The organism is Phreatobacter sp., assembly GCF_030691135.1.
Lineage (GTDB): Bacteria > Pseudomonadota > Alphaproteobacteria > Rhizobiales > Phreatobacteraceae > Phreatobacter.
This window is the reverse complement of the sequence record NZ_JAUYFA010000084.1, coordinates 1-17,321: the sequence shown is the minus strand read 5'-3', so window position 1 is coordinate 17,321 and position 17,321 is coordinate 1. Positions and strand designations below refer to the sequence as shown.

At 69.0% G+C, this 17,321-nt stretch carries 18 protein-coding genes and 1 pseudogene; 10 read left to right on the top strand and 9 right to left on the bottom strand.

The window, feature by feature from the left end:
• Nucleotide 1 precedes the first annotated feature (1 nt).
• From Q8O26_RS15070 to Q8O26_RS15060, 3 genes are all read left to right on the top strand, one after another.
• On the top strand, nucleotides 2-925 hold the full coding sequence (locus Q8O26_RS15070) for a site-specific tyrosine recombinase XerD (protein WP_305576992.1): 924 nt from the start codon (nucleotides 2-4) through the stop codon (nucleotides 923-925).
• Between the two features lie 126 nt (nucleotides 926-1,051).
• Nucleotides 1,052-2,005: an acetyl-CoA carboxylase carboxyltransferase subunit alpha gene (locus Q8O26_RS15065; RefSeq protein ID WP_305576990.1), complete on the top strand. Its 954-nt coding sequence runs from the start codon at nucleotides 1,052-1,054 to the stop codon at nucleotides 2,003-2,005.
• A gap of 252 nt (nucleotides 2,006-2,257) precedes the next feature.
• Nucleotides 2,258-3,904 (top strand): hypothetical protein, encoded by a 1,647-nt coding sequence (locus Q8O26_RS15060; protein ID WP_371134575.1) that lies wholly within the window; start codon nucleotides 2,258-2,260, stop codon nucleotides 3,902-3,904.
• A 25-nt stretch (nucleotides 3,905-3,929) separates the two neighbouring features.
• Here the strand turns inward: Q8O26_RS15060 and thpR are convergent, their stop codons facing one another.
• From thpR to Q8O26_RS15045, 3 genes are all read right to left on the bottom strand, one after another.
• The gene (gene thpR, locus Q8O26_RS15055; protein WP_305576986.1) at nucleotides 3,930-4,469 is read right to left on the bottom strand and encodes an RNA 2',3'-cyclic phosphodiesterase; all 540 of its coding nucleotides are present in this window, start codon (nucleotides 4,467-4,469) and stop codon (nucleotides 3,930-3,932) included.
• A 188-nt stretch (nucleotides 4,470-4,657) separates the two neighbouring features.
• A complete protein-coding gene (locus tag Q8O26_RS15050) occupies nucleotides 4,658-5,443 on the bottom strand; it encodes a glutamine amidotransferase (protein WP_305576985.1) in 786 nt (261 codons plus the stop codon).
• A 127-nt stretch (nucleotides 5,444-5,570) separates the two neighbouring features.
• A complete protein-coding gene (locus Q8O26_RS15045; protein ID WP_305576983.1) occupies nucleotides 5,571-5,954 on the bottom strand; it encodes a response regulator in 384 nt (127 codons plus the stop codon).
• A 19-nt stretch (nucleotides 5,955-5,973) separates the two neighbouring features.
• On the opposite strand from Q8O26_RS15045, the gene Q8O26_RS15040 reads away from it, so the two are divergent.
• The 6 genes from Q8O26_RS15040 (at nucleotide 5,974) to Q8O26_RS15015 (ending at nucleotide 12,255) form a co-directional block, all read left to right on the top strand.
• Complete coding sequence (locus tag Q8O26_RS15040; RefSeq protein ID WP_305576981.1) at nucleotides 5,974-6,960, top strand: AEC family transporter; 987 nt, start codon at nucleotides 5,974-5,976, stop codon at nucleotides 6,958-6,960.
• Between the two features lie 125 nt (nucleotides 6,961-7,085).
• Nucleotides 7,086-8,876 carry an ABC transporter ATP-binding protein/permease gene (locus Q8O26_RS15035; RefSeq protein ID WP_305576980.1) on the top strand — a complete coding sequence of 597 codons (1,791 nt, stop codon included), beginning with the start codon at nucleotides 7,086-7,088 and terminating at the stop codon, nucleotides 8,874-8,876.
• Between the two features lie 39 nt (nucleotides 8,877-8,915).
• Nucleotides 8,916-9,491 (top strand): hypothetical protein, encoded by a 576-nt coding sequence (locus Q8O26_RS15030; RefSeq protein WP_305576979.1) that lies wholly within the window; start codon nucleotides 8,916-8,918, stop codon nucleotides 9,489-9,491.
• A 98-nt stretch (nucleotides 9,492-9,589) separates the two neighbouring features.
• On the top strand, nucleotides 9,590-9,943 hold the full coding sequence (locus tag Q8O26_RS15025) for a DUF2794 domain-containing protein (protein ID WP_305576977.1): 354 nt from the start codon (nucleotides 9,590-9,592) through the stop codon (nucleotides 9,941-9,943).
• 168 nt (nucleotides 9,944-10,111) lie between these two features.
• A complete protein-coding gene (locus tag Q8O26_RS15020; RefSeq protein ID WP_305576975.1) occupies nucleotides 10,112-11,272 on the top strand; it encodes an acyl-CoA dehydrogenase family protein in 1,161 nt (386 codons plus the stop codon).
• Nucleotides 11,273-11,280: 8 nt separating this feature from the next.
• Complete coding sequence (locus Q8O26_RS15015; protein WP_305576972.1) at nucleotides 11,281-12,255, top strand: acyl-CoA dehydrogenase family protein; 975 nt, start codon at nucleotides 11,281-11,283, stop codon at nucleotides 12,253-12,255.
• 139 nt (nucleotides 12,256-12,394) lie between these two features.
• On the opposite strand, the gene Q8O26_RS15010 is transcribed toward Q8O26_RS15015, so the two are convergent.
• Both Q8O26_RS15010 and Q8O26_RS15005 read right to left on the bottom strand, forming a co-directional pair.
• Nucleotides 12,395-13,258, bottom strand: a complete 864-nt coding sequence (locus tag Q8O26_RS15010) for an aldose 1-epimerase family protein (RefSeq protein WP_305576970.1) — start codon at nucleotides 13,256-13,258, stop codon at nucleotides 12,395-12,397.
• Entirely contained in the window at nucleotides 13,255-13,425 is a 171-nt protein-coding gene (locus Q8O26_RS15005; protein WP_305576968.1) for a hypothetical protein, read from the bottom strand. Before Q8O26_RS15005 ends, Q8O26_RS15010 begins: the two co-directional genes overlap by 4 nt.
• 138 nt (nucleotides 13,426-13,563) lie before the next feature.
• Between Q8O26_RS15005 and uxaC the strand changes: the two genes are divergently transcribed.
• Nucleotides 13,564-15,000 (top strand): glucuronate isomerase, encoded by a 1,437-nt coding sequence (gene uxaC / locus Q8O26_RS15000; protein WP_305576966.1) that lies wholly within the window; start codon nucleotides 13,564-13,566, stop codon nucleotides 14,998-15,000.
• 261 nt (nucleotides 15,001-15,261) lie between these two features.
• On the opposite strand, the gene recR is transcribed toward uxaC, so the two are convergent.
• The 4 genes and pseudogenes from recR to Q8O26_RS14980 all read right to left on the bottom strand — a co-directional run.
• On the bottom strand, nucleotides 15,262-15,867 hold the full coding sequence (gene recR, locus Q8O26_RS14995; protein ID WP_305576964.1) for a recombination mediator RecR: 606 nt from the start codon (nucleotides 15,865-15,867) through the stop codon (nucleotides 15,262-15,264).
• A gap of 15 nt (nucleotides 15,868-15,882) precedes the next feature.
• Nucleotides 15,883-16,353, bottom strand: a complete 471-nt coding sequence (locus Q8O26_RS14990) for a cupin domain-containing protein (protein ID WP_305576962.1) — start codon at nucleotides 16,351-16,353, stop codon at nucleotides 15,883-15,885.
• A gap of 7 nt (nucleotides 16,354-16,360) precedes the next feature.
• Nucleotides 16,361-16,684, bottom strand: a complete 324-nt coding sequence (locus Q8O26_RS14985; RefSeq protein ID WP_305576960.1) for a YbaB/EbfC family nucleoid-associated protein — start codon at nucleotides 16,682-16,684, stop codon at nucleotides 16,361-16,363.
• Nucleotides 16,685-16,704: 20 nt separating this feature from the next.
• Nucleotides 16,705-17,321: pseudogene (locus Q8O26_RS14980) on the bottom strand (DNA polymerase III subunit gamma/tau); the annotation flags it as partial.

Sequence of the window (17,321 nt, the reverse complement as noted above, 5' to 3'; positions counted from 1 at the left end):
GATGGCCGGCGAGATCGACCTGTTTCTCGACATGATGGCCGCCGAGCGCGGCGCGGCGCGCAATACGCTGGAGGCCTATCGCCGCGACCTCGACGACTATGCCGGTTTCCTCGGCGCCGTCGGAGCGAGCCCGAAAGCGGTCACGACGGCGACGATTCGCGACTATCTGGCCGATTGCCAGTCGCGCGGACTGAAGACGGCCTCCGTCGCCCGCCGGCTATCGGCGGTTCGCCAGTTGCATCGCTTCCTCTATGCCGAGGGCATGAACGGCGAGGACCCCGCCGCCGTGCTGGAAGGCCCGCGGCGCGGCCGGCCGCTGCCCAAGACCTTGGCGCTGGCCCAGGTCGACCGCCTGCTCGCCGTCGCCCGCGAGGGCCTGGACGACGCCGCGCGGCCTGTCGGCGAGCGCCTCAGGGCGGCGCGGATCACCTGCCTTCTGGAACTCCTCTACGCCACCGGCATGCGGGTGTCGGAACTCATCGCCCTGCCGGTGACCGCGGCGCGCCGCGACCAGCGTTTCCTCATGGTGCGCGGCAAGGGCGACAAGGAGCGCATCGTGCCGCTGAACGGTGCCGCGAAGGACGCCATGGCCGCCTATCTCGCCCTGCGCGAGACGGCCGGCTTCGGGCCGTCGAAATGGCTGTTCCCGTCCTCCGGCGAGAGCGGCCATCTGACGCGCCAGCATGTCGGCCGTGAACTCAAGGGTGTCGCTGGTGCAGCCGGGCTCTCCGCCGCCAAGGTGTCGCCGCACGTGCTGCGCCACGCCTTTGCCAGCCATCTGCTGCAGAACGGGGCCGATCTGCGCGCCGTCCAGCAGCTTCTCGGCCATGCCGACATTGCGACGACGCAGATCTATACCCATGTGCTGGACGAGCGGCTGAAAAGCCTCGTGCGGGACCTGCACCCCCTCGGCAACGACGGGTAAGGACAGGTCCGTCCTTGACTTGCCCTGCCCCGAAAGGCATGTGCTCGCGCTTCATCGGGCCCTCAGGGGCCGTCCCCCCCGGCCCCCGCGGGCCACCGTCCACAGGTCCTGGGCCGCACCTTGCCGATGCGCAGCTACCTCGATTTTGAAAAACCGATAGCCGAACTCGAATCCAAGGTCGAGGAACTGCGCGAGGTCGCGGCGCGCGACGGCGGGGTCTCCATCACCGAGGAGGTGACGCGGCTCGAGCAGAAGGCCGGCCAGGCGCTGAAGGACCTCTATCAGGGCCTGACGCCCTGGCAGAAGACGCTGGTCGCCCGCCATCCCGGCCGCCCCCACACGCTCGACTATATCGCGAAACTCCTGGAGGACTTCACGCCGCTCGCCGGCGACCGCGTCTTCGGCGAGGACGAGGCGATCATCGGCGGGTTCGGCCGGTTCCGCGGCCAGAGCATCTGCATCATGGGCCACGAGCGGGGCGACACGACCGAAACCCGCATCCGGCACAATTTCGGCATGGCGCGCCCCGAGGGCTACCGCAAGGCGGTGCGCCTGATGGAGACTGCCCAGCGCTTCGACATCCCGGTGGTCACGCTGGTCGATACGGCGGGAGCCTATCCCGGCATCGGCGCCGAGGAGCGCGGCCAGGCCGAGGCCATCGCCCGCTCGACCGATTGCAGCCTCGGCCTCGGCGTGCCGAACGTCGCGATCATCATCGGCGAGGGCGGATCGGGCGGCGCCATCGCCATCGCCACCGCCAACCGGGTGATGATGCTGGAACACGCCATCTACAGCGTGATCTCGCCGGAAGGGGCGGCCTCGATCCTGTGGCGCGATACGACCAAGGCGCAGGAAGCGGCCACAAACATGAAGATCACCGCGCAGGACCTGATGCGGTTCGGCGTCATCGACCAGATCGTGCCGGAGCCCCTCGGCGGTGCCCACCGCGATCCCGATCTCGCGGTGGTGCGGGTGGGCGATGCGATCGAGGCGGCGCTGCAGGGCATGGCCGGATTGCCGCCGGAAGAGATCCGCCGGCTGCGGCGGGACAAGTTCCTCGCCATCGGGCGGACGATCTGAGGCGACTGGCGGGCCCGCCCGCCATGGTTCCGCCGCGTTCCTTGCCGCACCATCACCGACGTGTGACCAGTCTGAGGAATTCATTAACCCTCGGTGGTGTTTCCGGCGGGTTGCGGTAACCGCGGGTTGACGCTATCGGTCGGTCTCAAGGGTCCGTTAAGGATCAGCAGCGCCAAGCTGATACCGTTCGAGGGGCTTTCTTCGCCCTGTTTCGGGAGCATAGCATTGCAGCAGACGGCCGGCAGTCCCCAGGTGGCAATCTCGCGGTCCAACCGTCTCGGCGGCTGGCGTCTGGCGTTGTCCGTCGCCGCCTGCTCCGTCCTGCTCGCCGGCTGCCAGAGCCAGACGGTATCGCGCAACGATCCCAACCGCGGCAACGTGCCGATCGCCCAAGCGGTCCTCGAGGAACTGAACGTCAAGGGCATGACACGCGCCTCGCCGGTGCTGATGCGGATCTTCAAGGAAGAGGCCGAGCTCGAGGTCTGGAAGCGTGACGCGACCGGCCGCTACGCCCATTTCAAGACCTATCCGATCTGCAATTACTCGGGCGATCTCGGCCCGAAAGTGCGGGAGGGTGACCGCCAGTCGCCGGAAGGGTTCTATCAGATCAATATGGGCCTGATGAATCCGCGCTCGTCCTTCTATCTCTCGTTCAACATGGGCTTTCCCAACCAGTTCGACCGCTCGCACGGCCGCACCGGATCGCATCTGATGGTGCATGGCGACTGTTCGTCGCGCGGCTGCTACGCGATGACCGACGAGGCCATCGGCGAGGTCTATGCGCTGGCCCGCGAGGCGTTGCAGGGCGGCCAGGACAGCTTCCAGGTGCAGGCCTTTCCGTTCCGCATGACGCCGCGGAACATGGCCCGCCATCGCAACAACCCGAACATGGCCTTCTGGAAGAACCTCAAGGAAGGCCACGACCATTTCGAGGTGACGCGCCAGGAGCCGCAGGTCGACGTCTGCGAGCGCCGCTACGTCTACAACGCAGTCTCGCCGCAGTCCGTCCTGGCACAGGCCGGCGGCACGGGCGAGACCCGTGAGATGATCGCCGCCAGTGATCCCTGGGCCGGCACCCGCCGCACCGGTGCGGCCCCCGCCAACGTCACGACCGCACCGGCGCCGCGCACTCCGGTGCCGACCTCGCTGAACCAGCCGGTCACCACCATGGCCCCGGTGACGCGCGAGGCACCGGCCTCCGCCCGGTCGATCCGCACCCGCTTCACCGCCATCGGCGACGATACGTCGGCGCCGCGCCCGACCTTCCAGGCCGCTGGCCGCTGCCCGGCCTATGTCGTGCCGCCGGCCATCCGCCAGGCCGTGGCCGCAAAACACGCCCGCGACATGGCGCAGGTCGCGGCGCTGTCGCGCGAATTGCCGGCCGCGCCGGCCCGTTCGGGCATCGACGGCGGCACACATCGCACCTTCGCGGACCGCTTCGCCCACCGCCAGATCCGTGTCGGCTCGTCGGAGCCCCACCTGTCGCTCGCCAGCCAGCAGAGCCAGCCGGTGACGCTCGTCTCGGCGCGTTCGCCGGTCGTCGCCGAAGCGGCGCCGGCCGCAGCCCCCGCGCTCGCCTCCGCCACGTCGACGCCCGTCAGCCTGCCGCCTGCAGCACCCGCGGCGGCAACGCTCGAAACCTCGGTCGCGGCAACCATCGCCAGTGCGCCCTTGCCGATGCCCTCACCTCTGAGAACGTCGGTGGCCGTACGCACCATTGGCCCTGCCCAGACATCCACCATATCAGCCTTCGCCGCGGAGCCCGCTCCGGCCCCGGCGCAGCAGGGCAACTGGTTCACACGGACGATGGGAGCCGTCGGCCTCGGCCAGGGGCAGCAGCAGGCGACGCCGGCTCCCGCCCAGCCGCAGGTGGCCAACCAGGGCGCTGCCGGAAACTGAGGCGACTTGCGCCCGTCGCCGTCGTTCACGCCGCCAGCGGATAGGTCTCTTCGACGAGGTAGGGGCCACCGCCGACTGATTCCTTCGACGAGAAGAGCACGAAGCTCGGGACGATGAAGGTGCGGCTGATGAACAGGCCGCGCAGCGCCAGCCAGTCGGCGACGGTGCGGGCGGTGGCATCGCGGCCGAGGCGCGCCAGCGTGATGTGGGGCGCAAACTTGCGCGGTTCCGGCAGCAATCCGACGCGGCGCATGATGCGCTCGTGTTCGGCCTGCAGGTCCATCAGCGGCTGGGTCTGCTTGACCGCGACGTAGATGGAGCGCGGCCGGTCGCCGCCGAAGGCGCCGAGGCCGGTCAGCGTCACCTCGATGGAGCGCTTGCGTACGGCATAGAGGAGATCGGCGATCTCGTTGGCGGTGCGTTCATCGACGTCGCCGACGAATCGCAGGGTGAGGTGATAGTCCTCCGGCTCCATCCACCGGGCGCTCATCAGGCCGCCACGCAAACTCGCCAGATCCTCGCGCAGGGCCTCGGGAACTTCGAGACCGGTGAAGATGCGGGGCATGACGACCTCCCTGCGCTGCACGCCGACGCCTCAAGCGGGCGCCGCAACCATCAACGTCCCGGCCGCATCGCCCGCGTCCCCCGACGACCCCGTCCGGGGATGCGGACCTCGGCGAATCGGCCGCAGAACCAGTGTGACGCTCGCCGGGGTCGATGTCATGACCATGACACGGCATCGGCGCCGACGGTTCAGGCGACCTTCAGGGCTGTCCAGTGATCCAGAAACGCGTCGAGCCAAAGGCGCACGCCGGGGTCATGGAGATAGCGTCCGTCGAAATGGTCCTGCCGGGGGCGGGCATTGGGGGAGGCCATCCGCTCGTGCGCCCGCGTCGTCCAGCGGTTCATCATCCAGTGCGTCACCTCGGGGTGGAACTGGATGCCGTAGGCGGCACGGCCGACGCGGATCGCCTGGTTGGCGAAGCAGTCGCCGGTGGCGAGCAGTTCGGCGCCGCAGGGCACGTCGAAGCCCTCCCGGTGCCACTGGTAGACGTGGTCGGGCCAGGGCAGTTCGCGCTGCGCCGCCTCGGTGGCGTGGAGCGGATAATAGCCGACCTCGACATGGCCTTCCGGGTGGAAGGCGACCTTGGCGCCGAGATGGCGCGCCAGCATCTGCGCACCGAGGCAGATGCCGAGAAAGGGCAGCTCGTCCTTCAGCGCGACGCCGATCCAGTCGGTTTCCGCCTTGACGAAGTCGTCGGGGTCGTTGGCGCTCATCGGGCCGCCGAAGATGACGGCGCCGGCGAGGCTGCCCGTATCGGTCGGCAGCGGATCGCCGAAGCGGGGACGGCGGATGTCGAGGCGAAAGCCGCGCTCCTCGAGCAGGCGGCCGACCCGGCCGGGCGTCGAGTGCTCCTGGTGCAGGACGATGAGGATGTCCGTCGGACGGCTGGAGCGAGGACCACCCCTCTTCCGCACGACCGGTGTCACCGGTCCGGAAATCGTCGCGTCGGGTCGCAGCAGAGGACGCACGGACATGGCGGTGAATCACCTCGAGGCCTGTTCACTGGCGGACAGTGTGATGAAAGGATGAGCTTGCTTAAAGATGGCTGAACAAATGGCAGGTGTGCGTTGCACAACTGTCACAGAGGCGCCGCAAGGGGGCTCAGCCGGCGAGCGCTCGCGCCAGAACCGCGGCCTCGACCGGCTTCTGCAGCACGATGTCGAAGAGGCCGGGCAGCATGTCGGCGGGGTCGTCGCCGGAGAGCGCCACCAGACGCGGATGACGGGAATGGGCCCGCATCGCCAGGGCGACGGCGGTGCCGTCCATGTCGGGCATCCGCCGGTCGATGACGGCGACGTCGAAGTGGTCGGCGGCGGCGGCCTCGAGGGCGGCGTGGCCGCCGTCGACGGAGGTCACCCGATGCCCGAGCGCGCTCGCGATGCGCGCCACGACCTCACGCGAGAAGGCGTGGTCGTCGACGATCAGCACTTTCAGGGACGGTCCCCTCGCGGCTGTCGCGGCTTTTCCGGCGGGCATGGCGGGCATGCGACAGGCCTAACGCGGAATGACGAAGAAATGGTTTATTGCGCGGGTTCCGTTCACCGAGCCGCGCATCCCCATGGTCGAACTCCTGCTCCTCGTCGCGCCGGTCTTCGGGCTCGTCGCCCTCGGCTACGGGGCGGCGCTGGCGGGGCTGATCGGCGAGCGGGCCAATGAAGGGCTGACCTCCTATCTCTTCGTCATCGGCGCCCCGGCGCTGATGTTCAAGCTGCTCACCGCGGCCGTGTTTCCCGGCGTTTTCCCCTGGGGCTACTGGATCGCCTACTACGCCGGCATGGCCATCGTCTGGGGCCTGGCGACGGTCCTGGCGGCCGGCCTGTTCCGCCGCTCCCGCGGCGACGCGGTGATCGCCGGTCTCGCCACGGGCCAGGCCAATACCGTGCTGATCGGCATCCCGATCATCCTCAAGGCCTATGGCGAGGAGGCGGCCTTTCCCATCGCCATGCTGTTGGCGGTCAACCTGCCGATCACCATGACGCTGGCGACCCTGATGCTGGAGGGCACCCGTGCCGCCACCGGCGGCGCGCTCTTCGTCAAGCTCGGCCGCGGTCTCGCCACCCATCCCCTGATCATCGCCATGGCGGCGGGTGTCGCCTTCCAGGTCTTCGGCCTTCGGCCATCCGGGGTGGCCGCGACCATGCTCGACATGGTAGCGAACACCACCATTCCCCTGTCGCTCATCGCGCTGGGACTGTCGCTGAAGACCTATGGCGTGCGCACCGATGTTCCGGTGGCATTGATGATCTGCGTGCTGCGGCTGCTGGTGCATCCCGCCATCGCCTATGTCGTCGCGCACCACGTCTTCGCGCTGCCGCCGTCCTGGACCGGCACCGTCGTGCTATTCGCCGCCATGCCCGCGGGCATCAACGCCTATCTGTTCGCGGCACGCTACGGGCAGGGCGTCGGCATCGCGTCGACGGCGGTGGCGCTGTCCACCCTGCTGGCGGCCGTCACGTCGCTCCTCTGGCTGCGCGTGCTCGGCATCGGCTGAGGCGGTTCATCGCCAGTTCATGCGCGATCATGCGGAATGTGGGTAATTGCGTAGCATCCGCGAATGGTGGATTGTGACGCTCACGATTTCGTGTTCAGCCGCTCGCGGGTGCCAAAGCGTTGAATATGCCACCCGCCTCCGCCGCCGACGGTCTCGACCGCAAGGTTTTCCGTGACTTCTTCCTCCTCGCCGCGGGCTGGTGGACGGGGGCGACGGCGCGCCGGGCGTGGTTCCTGACGGCGGCGCTCGCCGCCTGCCTGATCGTCAATGTCGGCATCAATTTCGCGGTCAATACCTGGAACCGGCGTTTCTTCGATGCGCTGGAGAACACCGACACGCATACGGTGTTCTGGGCCGTCATCGTCTTCTTCGGTCTCGTCGTCTGCGCTGCTGCCATCGGCGTCGGCATCGTCCTGTCGCGCGAGACGCTGCAGGTGCGGTGGCGCGAATGGCTGATCGGGTCGCTCATCGATCGCTGGATCGGCGGCCAGCGCTATTACCGGATGGGTCTGGCGCGGACCGAGCCGGCCAATCCCGAATACCGCATCGCCGACGATACCCGTCTGGCGACGGAACCGATCGTTGATTTCGCCATCGGCCTGCTGTCCTCGATCGTCTCGGCGCTGACCTTCGTCGGCGTCCTATGGGTGGTCGGCGGGGCGCTGACGGTGCAGGTCGGCGGCACGACCCTCTGGATCCCCGGCTACATGGTGCTGGCGGCGCTGTTCTACGGCATCACCATGTCGCTGCTGATGCTGTGGGTCGGCCACCGCCTGCCGGGCGCGGTCGCCCGCCGCAACGAGGCGGAGGCGAAGCTGCGCTTCGAGCTGACGCGGCTGCGCGAGAATTCCGAGAGCGTCGCGCTGATCCGCGGCGAGGCGGACGAACGCCGGGCTCTCGGCACCACCTATCAGGAACTCGTGCGGCGCTGGCTCGGCGTGGTGCGCCGGCACGGCCACATCACCTGGCTGACCAACGGCAGCGGCGTCTTCGTGCCCGTCCTGCCGCTGCTGCTCGCCGCGCCGAAATACCTGTCGGGGGAGTTCACCCTCGGCCAGGTGACGCAGCTCGCCGGCGCCTTCCTCCAGGTCCAGGTGGCCATCGCCTGGCTGGTCGACAATTTCCGGGCGCTCGCCCAGTGCTACGCCTCGATGCAGCGCGTCACCGAACTGACCAATGCCATCGACGACATCGACGGCGATTTCGACCGCAACCACAAAGGCGGCGTGGTGCTGGCGCCTTCCGGCTCCGGCGCCGTCCAGCTCGACAAGCTCACCATCTCCGACCGTTCGGGGCGCGTGCTCATCGACCAGGCCAATGCCCGGATCGAAGCCGGCGAGAAGGTCATGGTCTCGGGCGAGAGCGGAACCGGCAAGTCGACGCTGGTGCGCTCGCTCGCGGGCCTCTGGCCCTGGGGGTCCGGCGTCATCGCCCTGCCGGCCGGCGGCACCATCGCCTTCGTCCCGGAGCGGGCCTACCTCCCAGCCGGGACGCTGCGGGGCGCGCTGCTCTATCCCGCCCAGAGCCTCGCTGTGGACGATGCCGTCCTGAGCGAAGCCCTGACCGAGTCGGGGCTCGGTTATCTGAGCCGGCGGCTCGACGAGGTCGACCGCTGGGATCAGACCCTCTCGAACGGCGAGCGCCAGCGCCTGGCCATCGCCCGCCTGCTGGTCCAGCGCCCCGACCTCGTCATTCTCGACGGCGCCACCAGCGCGCTCGACGAAGGCGGCGAGGCCCGTCTGATGGCGACCCTGGTGGCCGCTCTCGACGGATCGACGCTGATCAGCGTCGGGCTCAGGCCGGGCCTCGAGGCCCTGCACGACCGCAAGCTCCAGCTGTCGCGCAGCGACCGCGGCGCCCACCTCTCCTCCGTCGCCCTCAGGCCGCCGATGGCGGTGGCGACGTCTTCACCCTAGGCACATCGCCGCGATCGCGGCGTCACAAGGACCAACGCCATGTCATTGCACATCTGGGACCACTTCTGGGACCTCCGGGTCAAGGAATGCCCCTGCGACGTCCACTTCTGCGACTGGCTCGACGAGAACGACGTTTCAGCCCAGACGATCTTCCATTTCGGTACCGGCGGCCACCACATCCTCGGCCTTCACAATGTCGAGAAGGACCGCAAGAACGTCATCCTCGGCATCACCGCCTCGCCCGGCGAGATCCGCACCTACGAGACGATGATCGTCGAGAATCCCGAGCTCGGCTGGGGCTACAAGGCGATCTTCGGCGACATCTATCAGCTCGATGCCCGGCTCTTGCCGATGTTCGACATCGTGACGCTGTTCCATGTCGGCGAGTTCCGCACCGAGGCCAATGACGCCTATGGCGGCCTCACCGACTACCAGATGGTCAAGCTGCTCGTCGGCCAGACCAGGCCGGGCGGCACGATCGCCTTCTATGCCGGCTCCTACGCCTACGACATCGCCAAGATCCAGCACGACAAGATGGTCGCCGAGGGTCTGCTGACGCCGAAGGGACAGTACAAGACCCTGCCGCTGTTCGAGCGGACGTCGAAGCCGGTCTGATGCACCGGACGGATCGCGGGGCCCCGTCTTGCCAATCGCACCGGCCCGGTCGATCATGACCTCGCCGTGACGCGAACCGGAGCGCTGGAAGGAGCCTCATGTCCGACATCGATCCGCGATCGCCCGGTACCGTCGTTCCCCTGAATGTCGGTGCCGCTCCACCCCGGGTCTCCTTCGATCGTCGCGAGCTGCAGGCCATTCTCCAGCTTTACGGGCGTATGGTCGCAGCCGGGGAGTGGCGCGACTATGCGATCGATTTCCTGAAGGGCAAGGCGGTCTTCGCCATCTTCCGGCGCGCTTCGGAAATGCCGCTCTACCGCGTCGAGAAGAACCCCGAGGCGAAGCAAGGCCCCTATGCCGTGATCAACACGGCCGGCCTCGTCCTGAAGCGCGGCCATGATCTCCGGCGCGTGCTGGCCGTGCTGGAAAAGCCGGTCAAGCTGGTGCAATAGGCCGGTCATCGTCAGGTCCTCGACACGGCCGGCACCGTCCTAAGGCGGACCCGCCGCATGCTTGACGCGCCGTGGTGCGGCGCTATCTTCACGAAAATCCATTTCACGCAATGAAATGATGCTTCTCGTGCGCCGCGCGGGCAAGCTCCTGCGAGGACACGCGCGCCCATGACGAGCTTTTCGCCGCTGCCCTATGCGACCATCCCGGCCGGGGACGAAGCCCTGCGGTCGGAGGTGAAGGCCTTCCTCGCCGAGGCGCTCGCCGCCATGCCCCCCGAAAAGCGGGCGCGCTCGTGGATGGGCTCGGACCCGGCCTTCAGCCGGGCGCTCGGCCGGCGCGGCTGGCTCGGCCTCAGCTTGCCGAAGCGCTATGGCGGCGCCGAGCGCGGTTTCTTCGCCCGTTTCGTCATCGCCGAGGAACTGCTCGCCGCCGGCGCCCCGGTGGCGGCGCACTGGATCACCGACCGCCAGTCGGGGCCGCTGATCCTGCGCTATGGCACCGAGGCGCAGCGGCAGTCCTATCTGCCGAAGATCTCGGCCGGCGAGATGTTCTTCTGCATCGGCATGAGCGAGCCGAATTCCGGCTCGGACCTTGCCAGCGTCCGCACCCGCGCCGAGCCGCTGCCCGGCGGCGGCTACCGCCTCAACGGGCGGAAGATCTGGACCAGCAACGCGGCGATCTGCGACGCCATGATCGCCCTGGTGCGCACCTCGGGCACCATCGAGGACCGCCAGAGGGGCCTGTCGCAGGTCATCGTCGACCTCAAGCAGCCGGGCATCTCCATCCGGCCGATCCGCGACCTGTCGGGCGACGCGCATTTCGCCGAGGTGACCTTCGACGACGTCGTCCTGCCCGCCGATGCGCTGATCGGCGAAGAGGGTGCTGGCTGGGAACAGGTGAATGCCGAACTCGCCTTCGAGCGTTCGGGTCCCGAGCGGATCCTGTCGTCCATGGTGCTGGTCGATACCTGGCTCGGCTATCTGAAGAGCCTGCCGGCCCGCAGCCGCGACGACGTCGTGCTGGTCGGCCGGCTGGCGGCCCATCTCGCATCGCTCCGGGCCTTGTCGCTGAGCGTCACCGCCAGCCTCGTCGCCGGCGACAGTCCGGTGGTCCATGCCGCCCTCGTCAAGGATCTCGGCACCACCTACGAGCAGATGATCCCGGCGGCGATCTCCGCCGCCATCGCCGCCGACCCCGAGGCGTCGCCGCCGGACGCCCTCATGCGCACCCTCGCCTATACGGTCAGCATGGCCCCCTCCTTCTCGCTGCGCGGCGGCACGCGGGAGATCCTGCGCGGCATGATCGCCCGCGGCATCGGCCTCCGGTAAGCCTCCCCATGACCGACACCTTGATCGCAGACACCGCCGACCGGCTGATGGCCGAGATCGTCACTCCCGCCGCGGTGAGGGGGCTGAAGGACCGCGTCTCGGCGGCGCCCGTCTGGGCGTCGCTCGCCGAATCCGGCTTCCTCGACGCGCTCGTCGCCGAAGCACAGGGCGGCGCGGGCCTCTCCTGCGCCGAGACGCTGCCGGTCCTGCTCGCCACCGGCCGGCACGCCCTGCCCCTGCCGCTGGCGGCCACCATGGCGGCGCGGGCGGCGATCGCTTCGGCGGGGGAGGCGATCCCGGAAGGGATCATCGCCATCGCAGCCTCGGCACGATCGGACGACGATGTCCTGCTCGCCCAGGTGCCGGCGGGGGAATTCGCCGACATGGTCCTGGTGCCCGACGGCGACGGCGCGATCCTCCTGTCGGCCGATGCGGCGAGCCTCGAGACGACCGGCGAGGGCACCTTCTGCCGGATGCGCTGGCGCGGCGCCAACGGCCCGCGGCTCCCCGGTTTCGACGCGCTTCTCACCGGTGCCCGGATCGAGGCCGCGGAAATGGCCGGTGCGATGGAGGCGATGTTCGCCACCACCCTGCGCTATGCCAATGATCGCTCGCAGTTCGGCAAGCCGATCGGCAAGTTCCAGGCGGTGCAGCAGCAACTCGCCGTGATGACCGAACTGGTCCACGGCGCCCGGGCCGCCGCCAATCTCGCCGCCTGCGCCCCGACCGGCATGGAGGCCGTCGCGGCCGCCAAGGTCACGGTGGGCGAAGCGGCGGCCGAGGTCGCCGCCATCGCCCATGCGGTGCACGGCGCCATCGGCATGACCGAGGAGCTCGACCTCCATCTCCTCTCTGACCGCCTGCGGCGCGGCCGGCTGCGCTACGGCTCCGAGCGCTACTGGGCCGAAAGGCTCGGCACCGCCGTCCTCGGTTCGGGTCAGGCGACCATGCTCGACTTCGTCAGGACCCGCATCTTTTTATGAATCATTCCAGAGTTTTGCGGACGAGCGCGCGATTGGCCTGGAGGTAAGGGTCCTGGGGAAGGACGGTCATGTCCGGCTGGCGGGAGGCGCCGACAATGCCAGATCGACCTCGGCCGGGCCGCAGAACCTGGCCATCGCCTCAGCGCGGCGTGAAGGCGAGGCTCATCCGGGCCGTGTCGCAGGCACCGGGAGCGAGTAGCCGCATCGACGGCTTGTCGGCGAGGTCGCCGGCAAAGCCGACCGGGTCGCCGTGACCCGTCCAGGCCTCCATGCAGAGGAAGGGCGCGCCCGGCTTCGACCACAGCGCCAGATGCGGAAAGCCGTCGAGCGCCATGGTCAGCCTCGCCCCGTCCGGGGCCTCGAAGTGCCAGGAGCGGCTGCGGGCCTGCAGGAAGCACAGCGCTTCGGCGGCGAAGGCGTCGTCGCTGACGGCGAGGCGCGTGCCTGCGAGCGGCACCGGGCGCCGGTCATCCGAGAACAGCCCGCCGGCCGCGATGACCGGAACGGCGGGCTCCTCGGCCTCGGCGAAGACGATGGCATGGCCTTCGCGACGCTCCCCGCTCAGCGGCCAGCGGAAGCCGGGATGCAGGCCCATCGCATAGGGCATGGGCCGGTCGCCGTCGTTGGTGACGGCGATGGTGGTGGCAAGGCCCTCGTCGGTCAGCGCATGGGTGACGGTCAGGCGGAAGGCGAAGGGGTAGACCGCGCGCGTTGCCGCATCAGCGGCGAGTTCGAGGGTGCAGGAGGCTGCGTCCGCGGCCAGGACGCGAAAGCTGCCGCCGGCGGCGAAGCCATGGACGCCCATCGGGCGGTCGGTCCCGTCGACACGGATGCGCCCTTCCCGGGCCCAGCCGACGATGGGAAAGAGAATGGGCGCGGATTGGCTCCACCAGGCGGGATCGCCCGGCCACAGAAGCTCATGGCCGTCGACCGACCAGGCCTTCAGTTCGGCGCCGGTGAGGCTTATGGCGGCGCGCTGGGCGCCTGTCGCGAGCGTGATCATCTGCCGGCATGGTCTGCTACCCGGCCGATTCCGTCGAGATCGTCCAGCGGCTTTCGCCGATCGTCATCAGCGAATCTGTCGTCCGCATGTTGGGCATGGCGCGCGTTCGGGTGGCGGATCGCCACGATGTCTTCGGGACGCCGGCGGGGGTTCGCGAGATCGGCCATAGGCATCCCGTCTCAGTGCCCCATCGTCGCGACGGCGACAAGCCCGGCGACGTTGACTTCGCAAGCTACCATACTAGTTTGCTGCTGCTATCGGAGGAAAGGCGCGACATCAAGCGGCCATCCGGAGCGGGAGGCTTCATGACCCCGTCGCGGCTGCCATCGCCCTCGAGCCAGATCTGCGCGCCCGACCGGCTCCTTCCGCTCGATCCCACGGCCCGGGCGGTGGCGCGGCGGCTCTACGACAGCGTCGCGAACCTGCCGATCATCTCGCCGCATGGCCATACCGATCCGCGCTGGTATGCCGAAAACGCCGCCTTTCCCGATCCGGCCAAGCTCTTCGTCGTGCCCGATCACTATGTCTTCCGCATGCTCTATTCGCAGGGCGTGCGGATGGAGAATCTCGGCGTGCCGACGAGGGATGGCGCGCCGGTCGAGACGGACCCGCGGGCCATCTGGCGGCGCTTCGCGGCACATTATCATCTCTTCCGCGGCACCCCGACGCGGCTGTGGCTCGACCATGCCTTCGCCGCGCTGTTCGGCCTCGACGAGCGGCTGTCGGCCGACAATGCCGATGCGGTCTACGAGCGGATCGCGGCGGCCCTCGCGCTGCCAGCCTATCGCCCCCGCGCGCTGTTCGAGACCTTCGGGATCGAGGTGATCGCGACGACGGAAGGCGCGCTCGACGACCTCAGCTGCCATGCGGAGCTCGGCCGTTCCGGCTGGGGCGGGCGGGTGGTCACCACCTATCGGCCCGATGCGGTGGTCGACCCGGAATTCGAGGGTTTCCGCGGCAATCTCATCCGCTTCGGTGAGCTGACGGGCGAGGATACCGCGACCTGGACAGGGTATCTCGCGGCCCACAGGCAACGCCGGGCCTTCTTCCGCGACCACGGCGCCACCGCCTCCGATCACGGCCACCCGTCGGCGCGCACGGCGGATCTCGATCCGGTCGAGGCCGACCGGCTGTTCCGCATCGTCTCCGGCGGCCAACCGTCGCCCGAGCAGGCCGATCTCTTCCGCGGCCAGATGCTGACGGAGATGGCGCGCATGAGCCTCGACGACGGGCTGGTGCTGCAGATCCATCCGGGCTCGCGCCGCAACCACAATGCCGGGATCTTCGCCCGCTTCGGCCGCGACATGGGCGCCGACATCCCCGGCCCGACGGACTATGTCGCCGCCCTGAAGCCGCTGCTCGACGCGGTCGGCAACGAGCCCTCGCTGACCATCATCCTCTTCACGCTGGACGAGACCGCCTATTCGCGCGAGCTCGCGCCGCTCGCCGGCCATTATCCGGCGCTGCGGCTGGGGCCGCCCTGGTGGTTCTTCGATTCGGTCGAGGGCATGAAGCGCTTCAAGAGCCAAGCGATCGAGACGGCCGGCTTCTGCAACACCGTCGGCTTCAACGACGACACCCGCGCCTTCCCGTCCATCCCGGCCCGCCACGACGTCGCCCGGCGGGTCGACTGCGCGCATCTGGCCGAACTCGTTGGTGACGGCCGGCTCGATGAGGACGAGGCCCAGGAGCTGGCGGTGGACCTCGCCTACCGGCTGGCGAAGGAGGCCTATCGCCTCTAGGGCGGGCGCTCTATCCAGCGGGTCAGGGCCTGTCTTGTTCCCGCCATCCACGTCTTGAACACCCGCATGCGACATGAAGTCGTGGATGCCCGGGACAGGCCCGGTCATGACGCGATGTGGTCGATTGGGTCGATATGCCGGATGGGGTCGATGGAGGGCACGACCGCGCGGATCCTTCACCTCTCCCCGGCGGGGAGAGGTGAAGGCGGCGCCCGTTCCGGAGCGCTGGCGAAAGGTCTCAGGGGCTCCGGCAGCGCCCTCTCAGAAGCTCGTGCGTGACCTGATCGCCGCGGAGATCGTGCCCTCGTCGAGATAGTCGAGCTCGCCGCCCACCGGCACGCCGTGGGCGAGCCGTGTCACCGCGACGCCGGTGCCCGCCAGCAGGTCGGTGATGTAGTGGGCGGTGGTCTGGCCGTCGACGGTGGCGTTGACCGCCAGGATCACCTCGCGCACGCCGCCCTCGCGCACCCGGTTGACCAGGCTTTCGATATTGAGGTCCTGCGGGCCGACGCCGTCGAGCGGCGACAGCGTGCCGCCGAGCACGTGGTACTTGGCGTTGATCGCCCCGGCGCGTTCCAGCGCCCAGAGATCGGAAACGTCCTCCACCACCACGATGACCCCGCCGTCGCGGCGCGGATCACTGCAGAGCGTGCAGGGATCGGAGGTGTCGACATTGCCGCAGACGTTGCAGATGACGATCTTGTCCAGCGCCTCCGCCATGGCGGCGGTTAGCGGCTGCATCAGGCTCTCGCGCTTCTTGACGAGGTGAAGCGCGGCGCGCCGCGCCGAACGGGGGCCGAGGCCCGGCAGCTTGGCGAGGAGCTGGATCAGCCGCTCGATTTCGGGGCCAGCGACCCTCTTGGACATGGATGGGCTTCTTTCTCAGGTCTTGCGGCGGTCTTCGGTCCAGTCGCTCTGCTGGACGGCTTCCAGCGGCACCTCAGCGCCAAGCCCCTCCACGAAGGCGACGCCCTGGTCGGGATAGAGGCAGACCTCATGGGGAAAGCGGTTGCCGAAGGCCCAGATGACGAGGTCTGTCGTGCCGGTGTTCTCGAAGCAATGCGGATCGGGGTCGCCGGCGCGGTAGCAGAAGGCGTCGCCGGCCTTCGCGGGCACGCGCTCCTCGCTGTGGATGAGTGTCGCCTCGCCGGCCATGACGACGAGGATTTCCTCCTGGAAGATGTGGCGGTGCCGGCGCGACGAGCGCATGCCCGGTTTCACCGTCTGGACGAGGAGGCCGATGGTGTCGCTGCCGAGGGTGCGGCCGACATCGGTCATGGTGCCGCCGATGCCCGCCTCGAAGGCATAGGCGAAGGGCGTGATGTCGGCGATGGCGACGCGGCGCGGCGGCATCAGGGGCTCAGAACGGCAGTTTCATGCCGGGCGGCAGCGGCAGGCCGCCGGTGACGCCCTTCATCTTCTCCTCTGCCACGACCTCGGCCTTGCGGCGGGCGTCGGCATGGGCGGCGACGATGAGGTCCTCGACGATCTCCTTCTCGTCGGCCTTCAGCAGCGAGGGGTCGACGGAGATGCTCCTCAGGTCGCCCTTCACGGTGAGGCTGACGGTGACCATGCCGCCGCCGGAGGTGCCCTGCACCTCGGTGCGCTCCATGTCAGCCTGGGCCTCCTGGAGCTTGGCCTGCATGGCCTGTGCCTGTTTCATCAGGCCCATAATGTCCTTCATGGCGAAATCCTTCGTGATCGTCAGAAGTCGTCGTCCCAGGGGTCGACGGGTTCCCAATTGCAGTCCGAATCGTCGTCGTCGGCCGGTTGCAGCGTTGCGGGGACGGGTTCGCCCGTGCCGTCGAGCGGGCGCACCGCGATGATCTCGGCGCCCGGGAACTTCGCCAGCACGGCCTGGACCGAGGGATGGGCAAGGACGCCGCGCTCGCGGTCGGCCTGTTCGCCAGCGAGGCGCTCGCGCACCGTCGGCTCACCCTCTTCGGAGGAAATGGTGACGACCCAGCGGCGGCCGGTCCAGTCGGTCAGCTTCTTCTGCAGGTCGCCGGCGAGCGTCGGGGCGGCATTGCGGGTGGGGCGGAAGTCGAGCCTTCCGTCCTCGCAGCGCACGAGGTGCATGTCGCCCTCGAGCTGCTGCTTCAGGCGCACGTCGCGCTTCTCGGCGCAGAGCCTGATGATGTCGGCGATGCCGGCCAGCGCCAGATGGGGCTGGGCCTGCGGCGCCGCCTGTTCGCGCATCGCCATGGGCGCGCCCTCGGGCCTGGCGACCGAGGCGAGGCGCGGCGCCGTCGCGGCGGAGGCGGCCTGGGCTGACGCGCCACCACCGCCCGATCCGCCGGAGGGCAGGCGCGGGGCGGCCG

What these genes read in the sequence shown, in the direction of transcription:
- Q8O26_RS14990 (WP_305576962.1), bottom strand. Translation starts at nt 16,353, where the DNA reads ATGCCGCCGCGCCGCGTCGCCATCGCCGACATCACGCCCTTCGCCTAT.
- Q8O26_RS15035 (WP_305576980.1), top strand. Translation starts at nt 7,086, where the DNA reads ATGCCACCCGCCTCCGCCGCCGACGGTCTCGACCGCAAGGTTTTCCGT.
- Q8O26_RS15050 (WP_305576985.1), bottom strand. Translation starts at nt 5,443, where the DNA reads ATGTCCGTGCGTCCTCTGCTGCGACCCGACGCGACGATTTCCGGACCG.
- Q8O26_RS15015 (WP_305576972.1), top strand. Translation starts at nt 11,281, where the DNA reads ATGACCGACACCTTGATCGCAGACACCGCCGACCGGCTGATGGCCGAG.
- Q8O26_RS15010 (WP_305576970.1), bottom strand. Translation starts at nt 13,258, where the DNA reads ATGATCACGCTCGCGACAGGCGCCCAGCGCGCCGCCATAAGCCTCACC.
- uxaC (WP_305576966.1), top strand. Translation starts at nt 13,564, where the DNA reads ATGACCCCGTCGCGGCTGCCATCGCCCTCGAGCCAGATCTGCGCGCCC.
- Q8O26_RS15040 (WP_305576981.1), top strand. Translation starts at nt 5,974, where the DNA reads ATGACGAAGAAATGGTTTATTGCGCGGGTTCCGTTCACCGAGCCGCGC.
- Q8O26_RS15030 (WP_305576979.1), top strand. Translation starts at nt 8,916, where the DNA reads ATGTCATTGCACATCTGGGACCACTTCTGGGACCTCCGGGTCAAGGAA.
- Q8O26_RS15065 (WP_305576990.1), top strand. Translation starts at nt 1,052, where the DNA reads ATGCGCAGCTACCTCGATTTTGAAAAACCGATAGCCGAACTCGAATCC.
- recR (WP_305576964.1), bottom strand. Translation starts at nt 15,867, where the DNA reads ATGTCCAAGAGGGTCGCTGGCCCCGAAATCGAGCGGCTGATCCAGCTC.
- Q8O26_RS15025 (WP_305576977.1), top strand. Translation starts at nt 9,590, where the DNA reads ATGTCCGACATCGATCCGCGATCGCCCGGTACCGTCGTTCCCCTGAAT.
- Q8O26_RS15070 (WP_305576992.1), top strand. Translation starts at nt 2, where the DNA reads ATGGCCGGCGAGATCGACCTGTTTCTCGACATGATGGCCGCCGAGCGC.
- thpR (WP_305576986.1), bottom strand. Translation starts at nt 4,469, where the DNA reads ATGCCCCGCATCTTCACCGGTCTCGAAGTTCCCGAGGCCCTGCGCGAG.
- Q8O26_RS15020 (WP_305576975.1), top strand. Translation starts at nt 10,112, where the DNA reads ATGACGAGCTTTTCGCCGCTGCCCTATGCGACCATCCCGGCCGGGGAC.
- Q8O26_RS14985 (WP_305576960.1), bottom strand. Translation starts at nt 16,684, where the DNA reads ATGAAGGACATTATGGGCCTGATGAAACAGGCACAGGCCATGCAGGCC.
- Q8O26_RS15005 (WP_305576968.1), bottom strand. Translation starts at nt 13,425, where the DNA reads ATGGCCGATCTCGCGAACCCCCGCCGGCGTCCCGAAGACATCGTGGCG.
- Q8O26_RS15045 (WP_305576983.1), bottom strand. Translation starts at nt 5,954, where the DNA reads ATGCCCGCCATGCCCGCCGGAAAAGCCGCGACAGCCGCGAGGGGACCG.